Source organism: Sphaerisporangium sp. NBC_01403, assembly GCF_045040145.1.
In the GTDB taxonomy this organism is placed as follows: Bacteria; Actinomycetota; Actinomycetes; order Streptosporangiales; family Streptosporangiaceae; genus Sphaerisporangium; species Sphaerisporangium viridialbum.
The window spans coordinates 5,152,968-5,168,848 of sequence record NZ_CP109534.1; the positions used below are offsets into that span (position 1 = coordinate 5,152,968).

The window sequence follows — 15,881 nt, forward strand, 5'->3', positions numbered from 1 at the left end:
CCGGCGCCTCAGGCCTGGGCCATCTCCTCGGCGATCGCGGCGGCGAAGGCGTCCACGTCCGCCTCGGTGGTGTCGAAGGCGGTCATCCAGCGGACCTCGCCCGTGGCCTCGTTCCAGGTGTAGAACCTGAACCGCTTGCGCACCCTCTCCGCCACATCGGGGGGCAGGATGGCGAAGACCGCGTTGGCCTCGACCGCCCTGGTCAGTGTCACTCCGGGGATGTCGCGCACGGCCGCCGCGAGGCGCGCGGCCATGGCGTTGGCGTTCCTCGCGTTGCGCAGCCACAGGTCGCCGGCGAGCAGCGCCTCGAACTGCACCGCAACGAACCGCATCTTCGAGGCGAGCTGCATCGCGCTCTTCCTCAGGTAGATCAGCCCCCGCACGGCGGCGGGGTTGAGCACGACGATGGCCTCGCCGAACATCAGCCCGCTCTTGGTGCCGCCGAAGGAGAGCACGTCCACGCCCGCGTCGGTGGTCAGCGCCCGCAGCGGCACGTCCAGGGCCGCCGCGGCGTTGATCAGGCGCGACCCGTCGAGGTGCAGCAGCATCCCGAGCTCGCGGCAGTGGGCGCCGATCGCGGTGATCTCCTCGGGCGTGTAGAGCGTGCCCAGCTCGGTGCTCTGGGAGATCGAGACCACCCGGGGCTGGGCACGGTGCTCGTCGCCGAAGCCCCACGCCTGCCGGTCGATCAGGCCGGGGGTGAGCTTGCCGTCGGGCGTGGGCACGCTCATCAGCTTGAGCCCGGCGCTCTGCTCGGGCGCCCCGCCCTCGTCGGTGTTGATGTGCGCGCTCTCGGCGCAGACGACGGCCTCCCACGGCGCGGTCATCGCACGCAGGCCGACGACGTTGGCGCCGGTGCCGTTGAACACCGGCCACGCCTCGGCCACCGGGCCGAAGTGCCGCCTGAAGACCTCCTGCAGGGCCTCGGTGTAGACGTCCTCGCCGTAGGCGACCTGGTGGCCGCCGTTGGCCAGGGCCAGCGCCTCGAGGATCTCGGGGTGCACGCCCGCGTAGTTGTCGCTGGCGAACCCCTTGACCGAGGGGTCGTGGTGCCGTCGTGCCTGGGTCACGTGGTGAGGTCCAATCGGGTGCCGTTGACCTCGCCGGCCGGCCGGTCCCACAGACCGGCGACGGCCTCGGCGAGGTCGTTCACGTCGGTGAAGCCGGGGAACCTCCGCTCCGGGCTCGCCGCGCGCATGTCGTCGTTGACCAGGGCCTTGATGACCAGGATCGTCGCGGCGCTCTCGGTGCCGCGCAGCGCGTCGGCGAGCGCCAGAGTCCACGCCTCGGCGGCGGCCTTGGCGGCGGCGTAGGCGGCGTTCCCCTGGGTGGGCTCCTGGGCGGCCTTCGCGGAGACGATGGCGAACCGGCCGCCGTCGCTCTCGCGCAGCGCCGGCTCGAACGCCAGCGAGACGTTCTGCAGGGTGCGGATGAGCTGCTCGTGCAGGATGTCCCAGTCGGCGAGGTCGGTCTCCGCGAAGGTCTTGGACCCCCGCCAGCCGCCGACCAGGTGAACGACCCCGTCGACCCGCCCGTGCTCCTCCTGGATCTTGCGGGCCAGCTCGCGCACGGCCTTCGGGTCGGTGAGATCGGCCGCGATCACGCCGTCGGCCTCGTGCCTGCCGACCCCGATCACGGTGTCGCCGCGAGCGGCCAGGCGCGCCGCGACGGCCCGGCCCGTGGGACCGCCCGCCCCCGCGACGACGACCGTACGGGGCTGGTGGGTGGGGTTGCTCACGCGCGGATTCCCTTCGTGGCCTCGATCACGCCGGAAAGCTTACGACGCAGGGCCTCGTAGAACATGCTCAGGGGGAACTCGTCGGGCAGGACCGCGTCGACCACGGCCTTCGGGAAGCCCTCGACGGGAAGCGCGTCCGCGCCGCGGTTCCACACCGAGGAGGGGTGCGGGGCGACGTAGGCGGCGACGAGCTGGTGGGCGGCGAGCCAGTGCGCCAGCTTGGAGCGGTCGATGCCGTCGCGGTAGAGCTTCTCGACCTCGCCGCGCAGGTCGGCGACGCAGCCGGCGACCCGGTCCCAGTCGATGCTGAGCCGGTTGTCGGTCCAGCGGACGACGTCGTTGCGGTGCAGGTAGGCGAACAGGAGCTGGCCGCCGAGGCCGTCGTAGTTGCGCACCCGCTCGCCGGTGATCGGGAACCGGAACAGCCGGTCGAACAGGATCGCGAACTGCACGTAACGGGCGTGCGGCACGCCTTCCTTCTCCAGCTTGACCGCCTCGCCGAACGCCGTCAGGTCGCAGCGCAGCTCCTCCAGGGAGTACAGCCAGTACGGCATGCGCTGCTTGATCATGAAGGGGTCGAACGGCAGGTCGCCGTGGCTGTGGGTGCGGTCGTGCACGAGGTCCCACAGGACGAAGGTGTCCTGGGCCAGCTCCTGGCTTTCGAGCAGGCGCCCGGCGTCCGCCGGGAGTGCCAGCTTGAGCGTGTCGGCGGCGGCGCGGCTGACGCTGCGGAATCGGGCGGCCTCACGGTCGCAGAAGATGCCGCCCCAGCTGAACCTCGGCGGGGTCTCGCGCACCGCGACGGTCTCGGGGAAGAGCACCGCGCAGTTGGTGTCGTAACCGGCGGTGAAGTCCACGAAGGCGATCGGCACGAACATCGGGTTGTCGTAGCGCCCGCTCTCCAGGTGGGCGAGCCACTCGGGCCACACCGTGCGGATCCAGACCGCCTCCAGGTTGCGGTTCGGGTTGCCGTTCTGGGTGTACATCGGGAAGACGACCAGGTGCTCCAGCCCGTCGACGCGCTGGGTGTCGGGGTGGAAGGCGTTCAGCGAGTCGAGGAAGTCCGGCACCCCGTAGCCGGCGGCCTGCCACTTGCGCAGGTCGGCGACCACGGTGGCGAGGTACCGCTCGTCATGCGGGAAGCGCGGCGCGAGCTTCTCGATGCCCGCCACGACGCGCTCGACGATGGGAGCGGCGGCCTCGGCGTCCGCCACGGACCCGTCCTTGGCCGTGAGCGGGCGCAGCTCCTCGACGGCGGCCTTGAGCTCGGCGAAGCCGTCGTCGGCCTCGCTCGCGCCCGTGGCGCCCACCGGGACGCGGGCGGCCCAGGTCACGACGTTGCCCCAGAGGCGGGCGTGCCGGAGATCGTGGATGGAGTCGTCGCCGAACAGGTCGGAGTCGGCGAACACCACCACCCGTCCGCGGCCGTGACGCAGGGCGACCGCCAGCGCGCGGCGCGGAAGGTCGGCGGCGGGCGAGGTCTCGAACAGGACGGTCGCGCCCGCGGGCGGGTTCAGCACGCCCGCGCGGTAGAAGCACGCCTCACGCGCGCCGGCCGTCAGGTCCTCCCCCTCGGCCGGTACGGGGGTGCCGAGCACCCAGGTCGCCACGCCGTTGTAGGAGTTGCCCGGGTCCTGGACGGTGGCGTGCTCGATGCCCACGCCGAACCGGGCCAGCAGCTCGGCCAGGTTGTTGCCGTACTTCTCCTGCTCGCACTCGGCGAGCACGATCAGGCCGCCGCCGTCCGCGACGTACTCCTCGATGGCGTCGAGCTCCTCCACCGGCAGGATCGGGCTGCCGAGCCCGGTGGTGCGCTCCCAGCGGTCGGCGGAGGGATGGGCGACGACGAAGACGTCGTGGGCGGCGAGCACGGCGGGCGTGATCGGGCCCTCGGTGTGGGCGGCGACGGTGTGCCCGAGGTGCCGGAGGATCTCCGCGGCGCCGGCGTAGCTGTTGTCATCGGGGTGCGCCGGGTTGATCGCCTCGGCGATCTCACGGCGGATCGTCCACGACTCGTTGTGCGCCTCGTCGAACAGCACCCTCGGGAAAGCCCTCATACCGCCCCACCCCTCCAATAGCGAAATTTCTCCAGGATCATCCGGTTATATACGGAAAATATACATGCATGACCCCCTCCTGCGGGAAACCCGTAGCGCGCATGACGTCTCCGGTCCGGGTACGGCCGCTCCCCGTACCGGTCGCGGAACGGCCCCGCTACGGGACCCGCGCCGGGGGACCCGGTACGGGGGTCCGCGCCGGATCCGATGTGGCAGGGGCTGTCCCGCGCATGAGGTTCCACCGGGCGGCGGAGTGCGGGTCACCCGCTGGAGGGACGATGTGCGTGATGTCACACGCGTACCGTCCTAGGCGACAGGAGACCTGGAGGGCGGAGGTGTCGGGAATGCCGGGATTCGTACTATGCGGTCTCGACGCCGGGGCGCACGACTCCGGACTCGTACGCGAACACGACCGCCTGAGCGCGGTCGCGCAGGCGCAGCTTCATCAGGACGCGGGCCACATGGGTCTTGACCGTGGCCTCCCCGACGAACAGCTCGGTCGCGATCTCGGCGTTGGTGAGGCCGCGGGCGAGGCTGCGCAGGACCTCCAGCTCCCTTGGGGTCAGCTCCGCGAGCTGCGGGGGCCTGACGGGCTCGTGCCTGCCGGCGAAGGACGCGATCACGCGGGTGGTGACGGCGGGGTCGAGCAGGGCGTCCCCCGCGTGGACCACCTTGATCGCCTCGACGAGCTGCTCGGGCGGCGACACCTTGAGCAGGAACCCGCTGGTGCCGGTACGGAGCGCGGCGTAGAGGTTCTCGTCGGTGTCGAAGGTCGTCAGCATGACGATCTTCGGGGGGTTCGGGGTGTCGAGGAGCTTGCGGGCGGCGGTCAGGCCGTCCATCCTCGGCATCGAGATGTCCATCAGCACGACGTCGGGCAGGAGGCGGCGGGCCACGCTGACGGCCTCCACCCCGTCGGCGGCCTCCCCCACGACCTCCATGCCCGGCTCGCACTCCACGACCAGGCGGAGCCCGGCGCGCACCATGGACTGGTCGTCGGCGACGACGATGCGGATGGTCATGAGAGGTCTCCTCGGCAGATCGGAACGCGTACTCGGGCCCGGAACGGCACCACGGTGAAAGGAGCGCAGGATTTCGGCGCCCTGAAGTGCCGATAAAAATGGGTGAATACCGCCATAGCCTGGAGGTTAATGTTCAATCGGGGTCCGCGACACGGCCAATGCCACGCCCCCAAGTCGCCTGCAAGTGGCCTCCAAGTCCGATCAAGATCGATAACTCCTGTCGCAGGTCGTTCAAGGACCGATTGCAAGTCCATGACGGCCGTCGCCTACGCCTTGAATGGCGGTGCCCGCACTGCGACTCTGGATTTACCCGATCCGGAACAGGAGGCGGAGATGCCCCGCCTGCACCACCTCTTAGCGGGGTTAAGCGCTCTCGGATCGCTCACCCTTGGCATGCACCCCCACCCGAGCGGCTCGACCGACCGGGTCACACCTGGAACGGTCCGTGTCGAGGCGCGGGCCCATGTGGCCGTCACCCTGTTCGACGACCGGGGTGTGATCCAGAACCGCGACCGCGAGTACGACATCCCCGTCGGCGAGGGCAGCGGGTTCAACGTCGCCCCCGAAGGCGTCATCGTGACCGCCACCGGCGTGGTCCAGTCGAGCAAGGACCCGGCCGTCTACGCGGCCAACCGGGTCTTCGCCGAGTACTTCAAGGTCAAGATCCCGGCCGACTTCTCCCGGCACAAGCTGAAGGACCCCGAGCTCAACGCCCGCCTCCAGGCCTGCTACCCGCCGAGGCAGCAGAACGCCACCTGCATCTTCACGCTCGCCACCAAGGTCACGGTGTTCCCGTACGCCGACCCGCCCGCGCCCGAGGGCTATCCCGCGGACCTCCTGCGCACCGGCACCTCGCCGTCCGCGCCCGCCGTGCTCAAGATCAGCAAGGGCGGCGAGGACGCGACGTTCCCGACGGTGCCCCTCGCCACGTCGCTGGGCAGCGGCATCGAGTCCACCGACGTCGTCGGGCTGCCCACCCGGCCGAGCGCCAAGGCGCCGCCGAAGGTCGAGACCGCCCACCTCGACCCGCCCGGCGGGCGCACCTTCAAGCCCGCCGAGCGCGCGAAGCTCAGCGCCTTCCTCTCCAACGACGGCGACGGCGCCGCGGTGATCGACGACGGCAAGAGCGAGGTCATCGGGCTCGTCACCGGCGGCGGCGACGCGCCAGAGACGCTGACCCCCGTGGAGGACATCCGCGAGGCGCTCGTCGCGGCCAACCTCACCGCCCGCCGCGGGCCCGTGGACGTGCTGTACGAGACCGCGCTCGGGTCGTACCACAACAAGTTCTACGCCAACGCGATACCCGTGCTGGAACAGGTGCTGCGGGTGCGTCCCGACCACGCCGTCGCCCAGGACCACCTGCGCATCGCCCGGGCCAACCGCGCCGCCGCGCCCGCCTCCGGCCAGGCGAGGCCGCAGCCCGTCAAGAGCGCCACGGCCCTGTCGCCGCTGCTGCTGACCGCCATCGGCGTGGTGGCCGTCTGCGTGCTGATCGCGGTGGCCGTGCCGCTGACGCTGCGGCGGCGCCGGCGGGCGGAGGGGGCACCGGGCGAGACCCCGCCCGAACCGCTCGCGGCCGTCTCCACCTGGCCGCCCCAGGGCACCCAGACGATGGAGGCCGGGCCCCCGGAGGGCTCCTTCCCCGCGTACCGCCAGGCGTCGAAGCCGGGCACGGGCCCCTCGCCCGTCGCCGTGGCTCCCGGGGCGGGTCCCGCCCCGGCCGGTGCCGCCGGTTCCGCGGTCGCCGGGCACGGCGCGAACGCTGCCGGCCACGGCGGGCAGGTGCAGTTCTGCACGCAGTGCGGCATGCGCCTCGGCAAGGCGCACCGCTTCTGCGGCTTCTGCGGGCACCCGGCGGACCAATGAGCGACCAGGGATTCTCGATGCCTCCACTGATCGGCGCCCAGGTGGGGGACTACCTCGTCGAGGCGGTCGTCGGGCGCGGCGGCATGGCGACGGTCTACCGCGCCCGCGACCACCGCCTCGGCCGCGCGGTCGCGCTCAAGGTGCTGGCCCCGCAACTCTCGCAGGACCAGCGCTTCCGCGACCGGTTCGTGCGCGAGTCGCGACTGGTGGCCGGCATCGACCACCCCAACATCATCCCCATCTACGAGGCGGGCGAGAGCGACGACCTGCTGTTCATCGCCATGCGGTACGTCGAGGGCGCCGACCTGCGCAAGCTCATCCAGGCGAGCGGGCCGATGCCGGTGGCCCGCGCCTACCGCCTGTTCTCGCAGATCGCGTCGGCGCTGGACTCCGCCCACCAGCACGGCCTGGTGCACCGCGACGTGAAGCCGGCGAACATCCTGGTCGCCGAGGGGTCCGACCGCGACCCCGAGCACATCTACCTCACCGACTTCGGGCTGACCAAGAGCACCTACTCCGAGGCCGGGCTGACCAGCCACGGCCACTTCATGGGCACGCCGCGCTACGTGGCGCCCGAGCAGATCCGCGGGCTGCCCGTGGACGGCCGGAGCGACCTGTACGCGTTCGCGTGCGTGGTGTACGAGGCTCTGAGCGGGCTTCCGCCGTTCCAGCGGGACACCGAACTGGCCCTGCTCTACGCGCACGTCTCCCACGAGCCGCCGCCGCTGACCCCGTACCGGCCCGACCTCCCGCACGCCGTGAACCAGGTGATGTCGCGGGCGCTCGCCAAGACCCCGGACGACAGGTTCTCCACCTGCGGGCAGTTCGTGGCCGCACTCAGGGACGCGATCAGCGGCGAGGACCAGCACCCGAGCCCGCCCGAGGGCCGCGCGGCCTGGTCGGCGCCCCCGGCGACCTCGTCTCCCTCCCTGCGCGCCATGGACGCCATGGAGTCCATGCGGCCCACCGCGTCGATCCGCTCGCTGGAGACCGCAGGGCCGTCCGGGCCGTCCGGCCAGGGCGGGCCGCTGACCAGGCCGGGCACGGGGCGGCCCGCCAAGAAGCGGCGCCTGCCCGTGGGCGTGCTCATCGGGGCGGGAGCCGTGCTGGTCTCCCTGGCGGTCGCCGCGACGCTGCTGGTCAGCCAGGGGCCGGGCCCCGTGGGGTCCAAGCGCTACCCCGGCACCACGGCCGCGCCGCTCTCCTTCGATTACCCCGGCGGCTGGGAGGCCCGCACGCACGCCGACGAGTACGTCATCCTGTCCCCGGCGGCGGCCGAGTTCGACACGCTGTTCTCCGTGCCCATCGCCTCTGACTGGACCGCCGTCAACGGCCTGCTCACCACCCATCCCGAGCAGGCGACCGGCATCTTCACCGAGGTCAACGACGCCATCACCACCTCGGACACGCCCGAGACGCTGAAGCGCAGCCTCAGCTTCGTGCTGCCGGGACCGGCCGACTTCGCCTCGGCGCCGACCACGGCGACGGTGGCGGGCAAGCCCGCGTTCAAGCTGACCGGCGTGGTGAACGACCCCGCGCAGCAGGGGCGCCTGGACCTGGTCGTCTACATCGTCGGGCGGGGCCAGGGGCAGCCCGTGGCGCTGATCGCCTTCTTCTGCCCGCCGGCGAAGTGCGACCAGACGATGATCGACGGCGTCCTCGGGAGCGTTCAGTTCACTTCCTGACCGGCGGCATCTTGATAGACAAGCGCTTGCTCGGGTAATAGTGTGCGGCTCGTGAGCTATGCCATCGGGGTCGATGTCGGGGGCACCTTCACCGACGTGGTCGTCAGCGGGCGCACGGTGACCGTGGCGAAGGTCCTGAGCACGCACGACGACCCCACCGAGGGGATACTCGACGGCATCACCCTCGCCCTCGGCCGCGCGGGCGTGCCCCCGGCGTCGGTCACCAGGGTGGTCCACGCGACCACGCTGGCCACCAACGCCGTGCTCGAACGCACGGGGGTGCGGGTCGCGTACGTGACCACGCGCGGGTTCCGGAGCGCGGTCCCCCTCGGCCGCTACGCGCGGGTCGAGGAGGACCGCTACGACCTGCGCTTCGACCCGCCACCGCCACCGGTCGCGCCGGAGGACTGCTTCGAGGTCCCCGAGCGCGTCGGCCCGCGCGGCGAGACGCTGGAGGCGCTGGACGAGGACGCGGCCCGGGAGGTGGCGGCCGAGATCGCCGGGCGCGGCATCACGTCGGTCGCGGTCTGCCTGCTGCACTCCTACGCCGACCCCCGCCACGAGGCCCGGGTCGCCGCGATCCTGCGCGAGGCGCTGCCCGGGGGGTCCACCGTGGTCACCTCGTCGGAGGTGTGGCCGGAGATCCGGGAGTACGAGCGGGCCACGACCACGATCATGTCCGCCTACGTCGGGCCGGTGATGGCCCGCTACCTCCGGCGGCTGCGCGAGCGGCTCCGCGCCGTGGGCGTCACCGCGCCCGTCCACGTGATGGAGTCGGGCGGCGGCGTCATGTCGGCCGAGCTGGCGGCGCGCAGGGCCGTCGCCACGATCGAGTCCGGCCCGGCCGCCGGGGTGCTCGCGGCGTCCCTGACCGGGTACCCCGACGTCATCTCCTTCGACATGGGCGGCACCACGGCCAAGACCTGCGTCGTCAGGAACGGCAGGCCGGAGATCACCCACGAGTTCCACGTCGGCGGCAAGGGCAGCTTCGGCGGCAGGCGGGCGGGCACCGGCGTCCCGATCAAGACGCCCGCGATCGACCTGGCCGAGGTGGGCGCGGGGGGCGGGAGCATCGCCTGGGTGGACTCCGCCGGGGCGCTCAGGGTGGGCCCCCGGTCGGCGGGCTCCGAGCCCGGCCCGGCCTGCTACGGCCTGGGCGGCGGCGAGCCCACCGTGACCGACGCCGACCTGGTGCTCGGATACCTCGATCCATCGTCCCTGGGCTCGCTGCCGCTCTCGCCCGAACTGGCCGAGAAGGCCGTCGACCAGAGGCTGGCCTGGCCGCTCGGGGTCTCCCGCGCCGAAGCCGCGCACGCGGTGCACGAGATCGCCAACGCGGCGATGGGCTCCGCCGTGCACGTCGTCACCGTGCAGCGCGGCATCGACCCGCGCGGCTTCGTCATGGTCGCCTTCGGCGGCGCGGGGCCGATGCACGCGGCCCGGGTCGCCGAGCGGTTCGGCATCGACACGGTGGTCGTGCCGCCGTACTGCGGGGTCGGGTCGGCGGCCGGGCTGCTGGCCGGCGACCTGTCCACCGACCGCGTGCTCTCCCGGCTCGGGGCCGGTGACCCGTCGGCGGTCTTCGGCGAGCTGGCGGCGGGGGCGGCGGCGGACCTGGGGCTCGAACTCGACTCCCCTGGCGTGACGGTGGAGCGCTCGGCCGACGTGCGGTTCGCCGGGCAGGCGCATGACCTGACGGTGCCGTGGAGCGACTCGCCCGACGAGCTCGCCGCCCGATTTTTCGCGAAATATAAGCAGGTGTATGGCATCGCGCAGCGAGGGCCGGTCGAGGTGGTGAGCTACCGCGTCCGCCTGACCCAGCGGGCCGCCGCCCCGCCCGCCGCCCCGCCCTCCGTCCCGCCCTCCGTCCCGCCCTCCGCGCGGGACGACGCGGGCGCCGGGCCCGGCGGCCGTACGGGCGGCGAGGGGCGGGCCAGGCTCGCCTGGTTCCCGGAGAGCGGCGGCTTCACCACCACGCCCGTACTCACCCGCGACCACCTGCGCGGCGCACCGGGCCGGGCGACGTACGGCCCCGCGATCATCGAGGACGCCGAGGCGACCATCGTCGTGCCGCCCGGCTGGACCGCCGCCCTCTCCCCCGCCGGGGCCGTCATCCTGGAGCGTGGCCGTTGACCGAGTCGCTCACGGCCGAGGTGCTGAGGAACGCGCTGGTGGTGGCCGCGGAGGAGGCCAGCATCGTGGTGGTGCGGTCGGCCTACTCGACGTTCATCGTGGAGGGGTCGGACGCCTCGGCCGCGATCCTCGACGCCGAGGGCCGGCTCGTCGCGCAGTCGATGGCCACCACGCTGATGAACAGCATGGCCCTGAAGGTGGCGCTCCCCGAGCTGCTCGACGACATCCCCGCCCAGACCATGCGGCCCGGCGACGTGTACGCGCTGAACGACGCCTACCGGGGAGGGGTGCACACCAACGACCTGCTGGTCTACCGTCCGGTGTTCGTGGACGCGCGGCCGGCGTACTTCACTGCCACGATGATCCATGTCTCCGACCTCGGGGGCCTGTCGGCCGGCGGCATGGCACCGCTCGCCACCGACATCTTCCTAGAAGGGCTGCAACTGCCTCCCGTGCGGCTGGCCACCGCCTCCGGGCCCGAACCGGCGATCGAGGCGATCCTGCGGGCCAACAGCCGTACGCCGGACAAGGTCATGGGCGACGTCCGCGCGCTCATCGCGGGCACCGCCGTGGCCGCCACCCGGCTGGAGGCGCTGCTGGTCGAGCACGGCCCCGGCAGGCTGGCCTCGGGCATCGACGCCTACTTCGACTACACCGAGACCCGCACCCGTGCTGCTCTCGCCGAACTGCCCGAGGGGAGCCATGTCTCGTCCTACGCCATCGACGACGACGGCATCGACCTCTCCCGCTCGCACACCGTCCGCGTGACCGTCACCGTGCCGCCCGCCGGAGCGCCGGCGGCGCACGACGCACCCGGCATCGTCCTGGACTTCGAGGGGACCGATCCTCAGGTGCCCGCCGCGATCAACTCCTCGTCCTCGCAGTCGCTGGCCGCAGCGGTGTTCGCGGTGCGGTGCTTCCTCGACCCGGCGATCCCGATGAACGAGGGCTGCCTGCGCGCGATCGACGTGCGCCTGCCGCCCGGGTCGCTGCTCAACGCCCACTCCCCCTACCCGTGCGGCGGGCGTTTCGTACCGATCTACGCGGCCATGGAGGCGATCTTCCAGGCGCTCTCTGACGCGATGCCGCATCGGGCGATCGCCGCCTCAGGCATCCTGCAACCCTTCAGCATCGCGGCGTGCGCCGCGCCGTACTGGATCCACCTCTCGTACGACTTCGGCGGGGTGGGGGCCAGGGCCGGCAAGGACGGACCGGACGCGACCGGCGTCCACTTCGGCATCGGGCGCAACTCGGTGCCGCAGGTTGAGCCGGTGGAGTCCCGCTGCCCGCTGATCGTGGAGTCGGTCGAGACCATCCCCGACTCGGGCGGGCCCGGGCGCTGGCGTGGCGGCCTCGGGTCGAGGACGGTGTTCCGCTTCCTCGCCGACGCCCATGTCACCACGCGCGGCGACCGGTTGCGCAACGCCCCGCCCGGCAGAGCGGGCGGCCTGCCCGGCCGGCTCGGCGGCTTCTTCAGGCGCCACCTGGACGGCACCGTCGAACGGCTGAACTCCAAGGTCAACAACGTGCGCTTCGGGGCCGGCGAGGCGCTGATCGTCGAGACGACGGGCGGCGGCGGCATCGGCTCCCCCGCCGACCGCCCCGCCCCCGAAATCCTCCTCGACCTCACCACCGGCAAAATAACCCCCACCACCGCCCAATCCACCTACGGCCTCCGCCTCGCGCCAACGGAAGCGCCCTCAGCGTCCGACCATGACGTTCAACGCGCCTGAGGGTTCATCGCCGAAGGCGACGGTGTCACGGCAGCAGCTTGAGGGCATCCACATGATTGGGCCGCACTACTGAGAAGTGTCTCCGATCGAGAGTGGCCACTTCGGTCAGGCCCAGCTTCTCCGCGAGCGCGATGACGGATGCGTCCACCACCCCGAGAGGCAGGTCTATGTAACGTTCCATAAGCTGGACGACCCGGGCCAGATCCATGAGCTCGACGTTCACGACCTTGAAATCCTGCATGGCCAGCGAGCGTACGAACTCCGCCTCGACCTGCGGCCCGGCCTCTCTGGCCAGGAGGTAACACACCTCTGTGATCACGAAAGAAGGGACGAGCAACACGTCTCCGGCGAGGTGAGCGGATGTGAACAGCTCGACGCAGCGCATGTGGTTCGTGTCACCGTGGAGGGCGGCGGCCACGAGCGGACCGGTGTCGACGAGAATCATGCTGAACGACCGAGCTCTTCCTGCAGGATCTCGTCCACCCGCTCGGATATGTCCGGCTGGCGTGCTTCTGCGGCTCCGAACCAGCTCGGAGGCCACTCACTTGTCGTGCGGCCGGTTTGCGCACGCAACAAGGCGAGAGTGGCGGGCACCTGCTCATCGGGCAGATCGTCGATGAGCTGATGGAGTTCTTCTCGCTGAGCGCTCATGCGTCCGAGTATAGGCAGCGGCACGGACGGACACTTTGCCATCGGCGATCTATGGCATAAGGCGAATTACCTGCGGAAACCTAAAGTTCATCATGCTTTATCCCTCTACGACATCCGCCAGCCGGCGCAGGCTTCGCTAGCCTCTGTGGGCCGCCGGTACGAAGCCGACGACATCCGCCCAGGCGTGGGCGCCGTTGAGGACTGAATGGTGGACGGCGCGGGCTATTCGGGAGCCCCAAGTGGATCTCGGGCCGCCGAACAGCTCTTCCGGGCCTTCGGCGCGTACGGCCACGCAGACGGCGTCCGAGGCCGTGCCCGTGCACGCGTACCCGGCCTCGGCGAGTGCCTGGGACTTGGCCTCAGTCACCGTCATCACGGTGTTGACCAGCGCGGCGTCGCTCATCGCCACGGGCACGGCCACGATGATGTTGATCGTCCCGGGTGCCGTCGGCGAGGGAACGGGAGAGGCCGGCCGGGGCACCAGGCCGGCCCCCTCGGATGGGGATGCCGGGCCGACCCGCTCTGGTGGGGGCGCCAACCCGGCTCGCTGGAGGCGGGGCGCCAGGTCGCCTCGCTCGGGGCGGGGCGCCGGATCGCCTCGCTCGGGGCGGAGTTCGGGGTCGGGGACGCCTTCGGGGGAGGCGGCCCAGGTGGGGACCCGCAGGCCGACCGTGGCGACCGCCTCTGCTCCCCCGTCGCTCGCGCGGGTGTAGTGGGCGACGGAGGCCGCCGTCATCATGCCCACCCCAGGACGCCCGGCCGGGGCCAGCTCCAGCAGGTGGTCGATCGGGTCCATCCGCGAGTACGCCCCGACGACCTGCGCGTTCAGCACCCACTCGCCCGGCCCGATGCCGCCGCCGACCATGGCCGAGGAGATCATCCGCCATCCCGGTCCGAACTCCCACAGGAGTGACGCGAGACGGGCGCCGTCCTCGTGCCGATGGCTCAGGGACAGCATGGGGCCTCCTCACGACACGGGTCCCGGAAGCGTACAGAACCGGCCAGGCCCCGAAAGCGTACGGGTCCCGGGAACGAACGGGTCCCGGGAACGTACAGGACCCGGGAACATGCGGGATCCCGGGAACATGCGGGTCCGGGGAGCGCACGGCTCACGCGGGGGCGGTGGCGTACGGGGTCAGGGGGGGTCGGGTGCCGGGCGGACGAGGTTGACGAGGGGACGGCCGTCACTTCCCTGCTCGACGCGGACGCGGGCGCCGAAGTGCCGGGCGAGCAGCGGCTCGGTGAGCACCTCCTTGACCGGCCCGGAGGCGACGTGCCGTCCGCCGTCGATCAGGAGCATCGAGTCGGCGTACTGCCCCGCCAGGCTGAGGTCGTGAATCGTGGTGACCACCGTCAGCCCGTCGGCGAGACGGAGCCGGTCGACGAGCTCCAGCACCTGCTGCTGGTGGCCGAGGTCCAGCGCGGTCGTGGGCTCGTCCAGCAGCAGCACGGGAGCCCGCTGCACGAGCGCGCGGGCGAGCACCACCCGCTGCCGTTCCCCGCCGGACAGGTGCCCGAGTGGCCGGGTCGCGAAGTCGGACAGGTCCAGGCGTTCCAGCACCGAGCGGGTGACGTCCCGGTCGTCGTGGGTGTCCCTGCCCAGGTAGGAGATGTACGGCGTGCGCCCGAGCAGGGCGTACTCGAAGACGGTGAGCCCCGCCGGCAGCATGGGGCTCTGCGGCGCGTAGGCCATCAGCCGCGCCCGCTGCCTCGGCTTGAGGCTGCGCGCGGGCATGCCGTCGACCAGCACGTCACCCTGCGCCTCCAGCAGTCCCATCATGGCCCGCAGCAGCGTGGACTTGCCCGCGCCGTTCGGCCCGACGACCGCCAGCCACTCGCCGCCGCGCACGGACAGGCCGATCCCGGACAGCACCGGCCGCCCGTCCAGCGCGACCGAGAGGTCCCGCACCTCGATGGCGCTCACGCGTCCACCGCCCGTGTCGCGCGCAGGACGCCGACGAAGAACGGCGCGCCGATGAAGGCGGTCACCACGCCGATCGGCAGCTCGGCCGGGGCGAGCACGGTACGGGCGACCAGGTCGGCCAGCACCAGGAACGACGCCCCCGCCAGCAGCGACAGCGGCAGGACCACCCGGTACGACCCGCCCGCGAGGCGCCGCACGACGTGGGGCACGACGATGCCGACGAACCCGATGAGCCCGCTGACCGCGACCGCCGACGCCGTGGCCAGCGACGCGGCGCACAGGACGACGAGCCGCACGCGCGCCGCGTTGACCCCGAGGCTGACCGCCTCGTCGTCGCCGACCGACAGCACGTCCAGCAGCCGCCCGTGAGCGAGCAGGACGACCGTCGACACGACGGCGTACGGGGCGATGAGCCACACCTGGGACCAGTCGCCGCCGATGCCGCCGAGGATCCACGAGTAGATGCGCTGGAGTTGCTCGACCCGGAGCTGCTGCACGAAGGTCTGCAGCGCGGACAGGAAGGAGGCCACCGCCACCCCGGCGAGCACCAGGGTGGACGTGCCGCCGCCCCGGCCCGCCGTGTTGCCGAGCGCGTACGCCAGCAGCACGCCGCCGATCGCCCCGCCGAAGGCGGCGAGCGGCACCAGCCCGTCGACCTGGATCAGCACGATCATCAGGGTCGCGGTGAAGCCCGCTCCGGCGGCGGCCCCGAGCAGGTAGGGGTCGGCGAGCGGGTTGCGGAACACGCCCTGGTACCCCGCGCCCGCGATCGCCAGCAGGCCCCCGACCACCGCCGCCAGCACCACGCGCGGCAGCCTGAGCTGGAACACCAGCCCCCGCTCGACCGGCGACAGCCCGGAGTCCACCGAGACGAACGGCACCCGGTCGAGCAGTTCGAGCACGATGCCCTTGAACGAGACGCCGGCCGCGCCGATCATCAGGCCCGCGACCACGCAGATCACGAGCACGGCGAGGGCGACGGCCAGCGCCGCCGGCCGCGGCCTCGCCGCGCGCGTCGTACCAGGGTCGTGCCGCTTCACTTCGCGCGCCGCTCCAGGTGTGCCACCGGGTC

Annotated in this window: 13 protein-coding genes; 4 read left to right on the forward strand and 9 right to left on the reverse strand. The window is 72.1% G+C overall.

Translation table 11 applies throughout. The annotated features are described in order from the left end of the window. Positions 1–8: 8 nt before the first annotated feature. The 4 genes from OG589_RS23170 to OG589_RS23185 form a co-directional block, all read right to left on the reverse strand. On the reverse strand, positions 9–1,070 hold the full coding sequence (locus OG589_RS23170) for a threonine aldolase family protein (RefSeq protein ID WP_405139405.1): 1,062 nt from the start codon (positions 1,068–1,070) through the stop codon (positions 9–11). Beyond that, positions 1,067–1,738: an SDR family NAD(P)-dependent oxidoreductase gene (locus OG589_RS23175; protein ID WP_405139406.1), complete on the reverse strand. Its 672-nt coding sequence runs from the start codon at positions 1,736–1,738 to the stop codon at positions 1,067–1,069. Before OG589_RS23175 ends, OG589_RS23170 begins: the two co-directional genes overlap by 4 nt. Continuing rightward, a complete protein-coding gene (locus tag OG589_RS23180) occupies positions 1,735–3,795 on the reverse strand; it encodes a DUF6421 family protein (RefSeq protein ID WP_405139408.1) in 2,061 nt (686 codons plus the stop codon). The genes OG589_RS23175 and OG589_RS23180 overlap by 4 nt, the downstream gene beginning before the upstream one ends. A gap of 359 nt (positions 3,796–4,154) precedes the next feature. After that, on the reverse strand, positions 4,155–4,817 hold the full coding sequence (locus OG589_RS23185) for a response regulator (protein ID WP_405139410.1): 663 nt from the start codon (positions 4,815–4,817) through the stop codon (positions 4,155–4,157). A gap of 393 nt (positions 4,818–5,210) precedes the next feature. Here OG589_RS23185 and OG589_RS23190 point away from each other — a divergent pair, with 393 nt between their 5' ends. Genes OG589_RS23190 through OG589_RS23205 form a run of 4 tightly spaced genes read left to right on the forward strand, consistent with a single transcriptional unit; the run spans position 5,211 to position 12,234 of the window. Beyond that, complete coding sequence (locus OG589_RS23190; RefSeq protein ID WP_405139412.1) at positions 5,211–6,683, forward strand: zinc ribbon domain-containing protein; 1,473 nt, start codon at positions 5,211–5,213, stop codon at positions 6,681–6,683. Between the two features lie 17 nt (positions 6,684–6,700). Next, positions 6,701–8,368, forward strand: a complete 1,668-nt coding sequence (locus OG589_RS23195; protein WP_405139414.1) for a serine/threonine-protein kinase — start codon at positions 6,701–6,703, stop codon at positions 8,366–8,368. Between the two features lie 51 nt (positions 8,369–8,419). After that, a complete protein-coding gene (locus OG589_RS23200; RefSeq protein ID WP_405139415.1) occupies positions 8,420–10,501 on the forward strand; it encodes a hydantoinase/oxoprolinase family protein in 2,082 nt (693 codons plus the stop codon). Next, the gene (locus OG589_RS23205) at positions 10,498–12,234 is read left to right on the forward strand and encodes a hydantoinase B/oxoprolinase family protein (RefSeq protein ID WP_405139417.1); all 1,737 of its coding nucleotides are present in this window, start codon (positions 10,498–10,500) and stop codon (positions 12,232–12,234) included. The genes OG589_RS23200 and OG589_RS23205 overlap by 4 nt, the downstream gene beginning before the upstream one ends. 25 nt (positions 12,235–12,259) lie before the next feature. Here OG589_RS23205 and OG589_RS23210 read toward each other — a convergent pair whose 3' ends face one another. The 5 genes from OG589_RS23210 to OG589_RS23230 all read right to left on the reverse strand — a co-directional run bounded on the left by OG589_RS23210 (position 12,260) and on the right by OG589_RS23230 (position 15,795). Continuing rightward, positions 12,260–12,679: a type II toxin-antitoxin system VapC family toxin gene (locus OG589_RS23210; RefSeq protein ID WP_405139419.1), complete on the reverse strand. Its 420-nt coding sequence runs from the start codon at positions 12,677–12,679 to the stop codon at positions 12,260–12,262. Beyond that, on the reverse strand, positions 12,676–12,885 hold the full coding sequence (locus OG589_RS23215; protein WP_405139421.1) for a hypothetical protein: 210 nt from the start codon (positions 12,883–12,885) through the stop codon (positions 12,676–12,678). The genes OG589_RS23210 and OG589_RS23215 overlap by 4 nt, the downstream gene beginning before the upstream one ends. A gap of 136 nt (positions 12,886–13,021) precedes the next feature. Then, a complete protein-coding gene (locus tag OG589_RS23220; protein WP_405139423.1) occupies positions 13,022–13,843 on the reverse strand; it encodes an adenosylcobinamide amidohydrolase in 822 nt (273 codons plus the stop codon). Positions 13,844–14,020: 177 nt separating this feature from the next. Beyond that, positions 14,021–14,809, reverse strand: coding sequence for an ABC transporter ATP-binding protein (locus OG589_RS23225; RefSeq protein ID WP_405139425.1), 789 nt, complete (start codon positions 14,807–14,809; stop codon positions 14,021–14,023). Next, positions 14,806–15,795: a FecCD family ABC transporter permease gene (locus tag OG589_RS23230; protein WP_405152103.1), complete on the reverse strand. Its 990-nt coding sequence runs from the start codon at positions 15,793–15,795 to the stop codon at positions 14,806–14,808. Before OG589_RS23230 ends, OG589_RS23225 begins: the two co-directional genes overlap by 4 nt. Between the last annotated feature and the right edge of the window lie 86 nt (positions 15,796–15,881).

Coding starts and splice junctions, on each gene's coding strand:
- OG589_RS23180 (WP_405139408.1), bottom strand. CDS start 3,795: ATGAGGGCTTTCCCGAGGGTGCTGTTCGACGAGGCGCACAACGAGTCG.
- OG589_RS23185 (WP_405139410.1), bottom strand. CDS start 4,817: ATGACCATCCGCATCGTCGTCGCCGACGACCAGTCCATGGTGCGCGCC.
- OG589_RS23190 (WP_405139412.1), top strand. CDS start 5,211: ATGCACCCCCACCCGAGCGGCTCGACCGACCGGGTCACACCTGGAACG.
- OG589_RS23195 (WP_405139414.1), top strand. CDS start 6,701: ATGCCTCCACTGATCGGCGCCCAGGTGGGGGACTACCTCGTCGAGGCG.
- OG589_RS23210 (WP_405139419.1), bottom strand. CDS start 12,679: ATGATTCTCGTCGACACCGGTCCGCTCGTGGCCGCCGCCCTCCACGGT.
- OG589_RS23215 (WP_405139421.1), bottom strand. CDS start 12,885: ATGAGCGCTCAGCGAGAAGAACTCCATCAGCTCATCGACGATCTGCCC.
- OG589_RS23220 (WP_405139423.1), bottom strand. CDS start 13,843: ATGCTGTCCCTGAGCCATCGGCACGAGGACGGCGCCCGTCTCGCGTCA.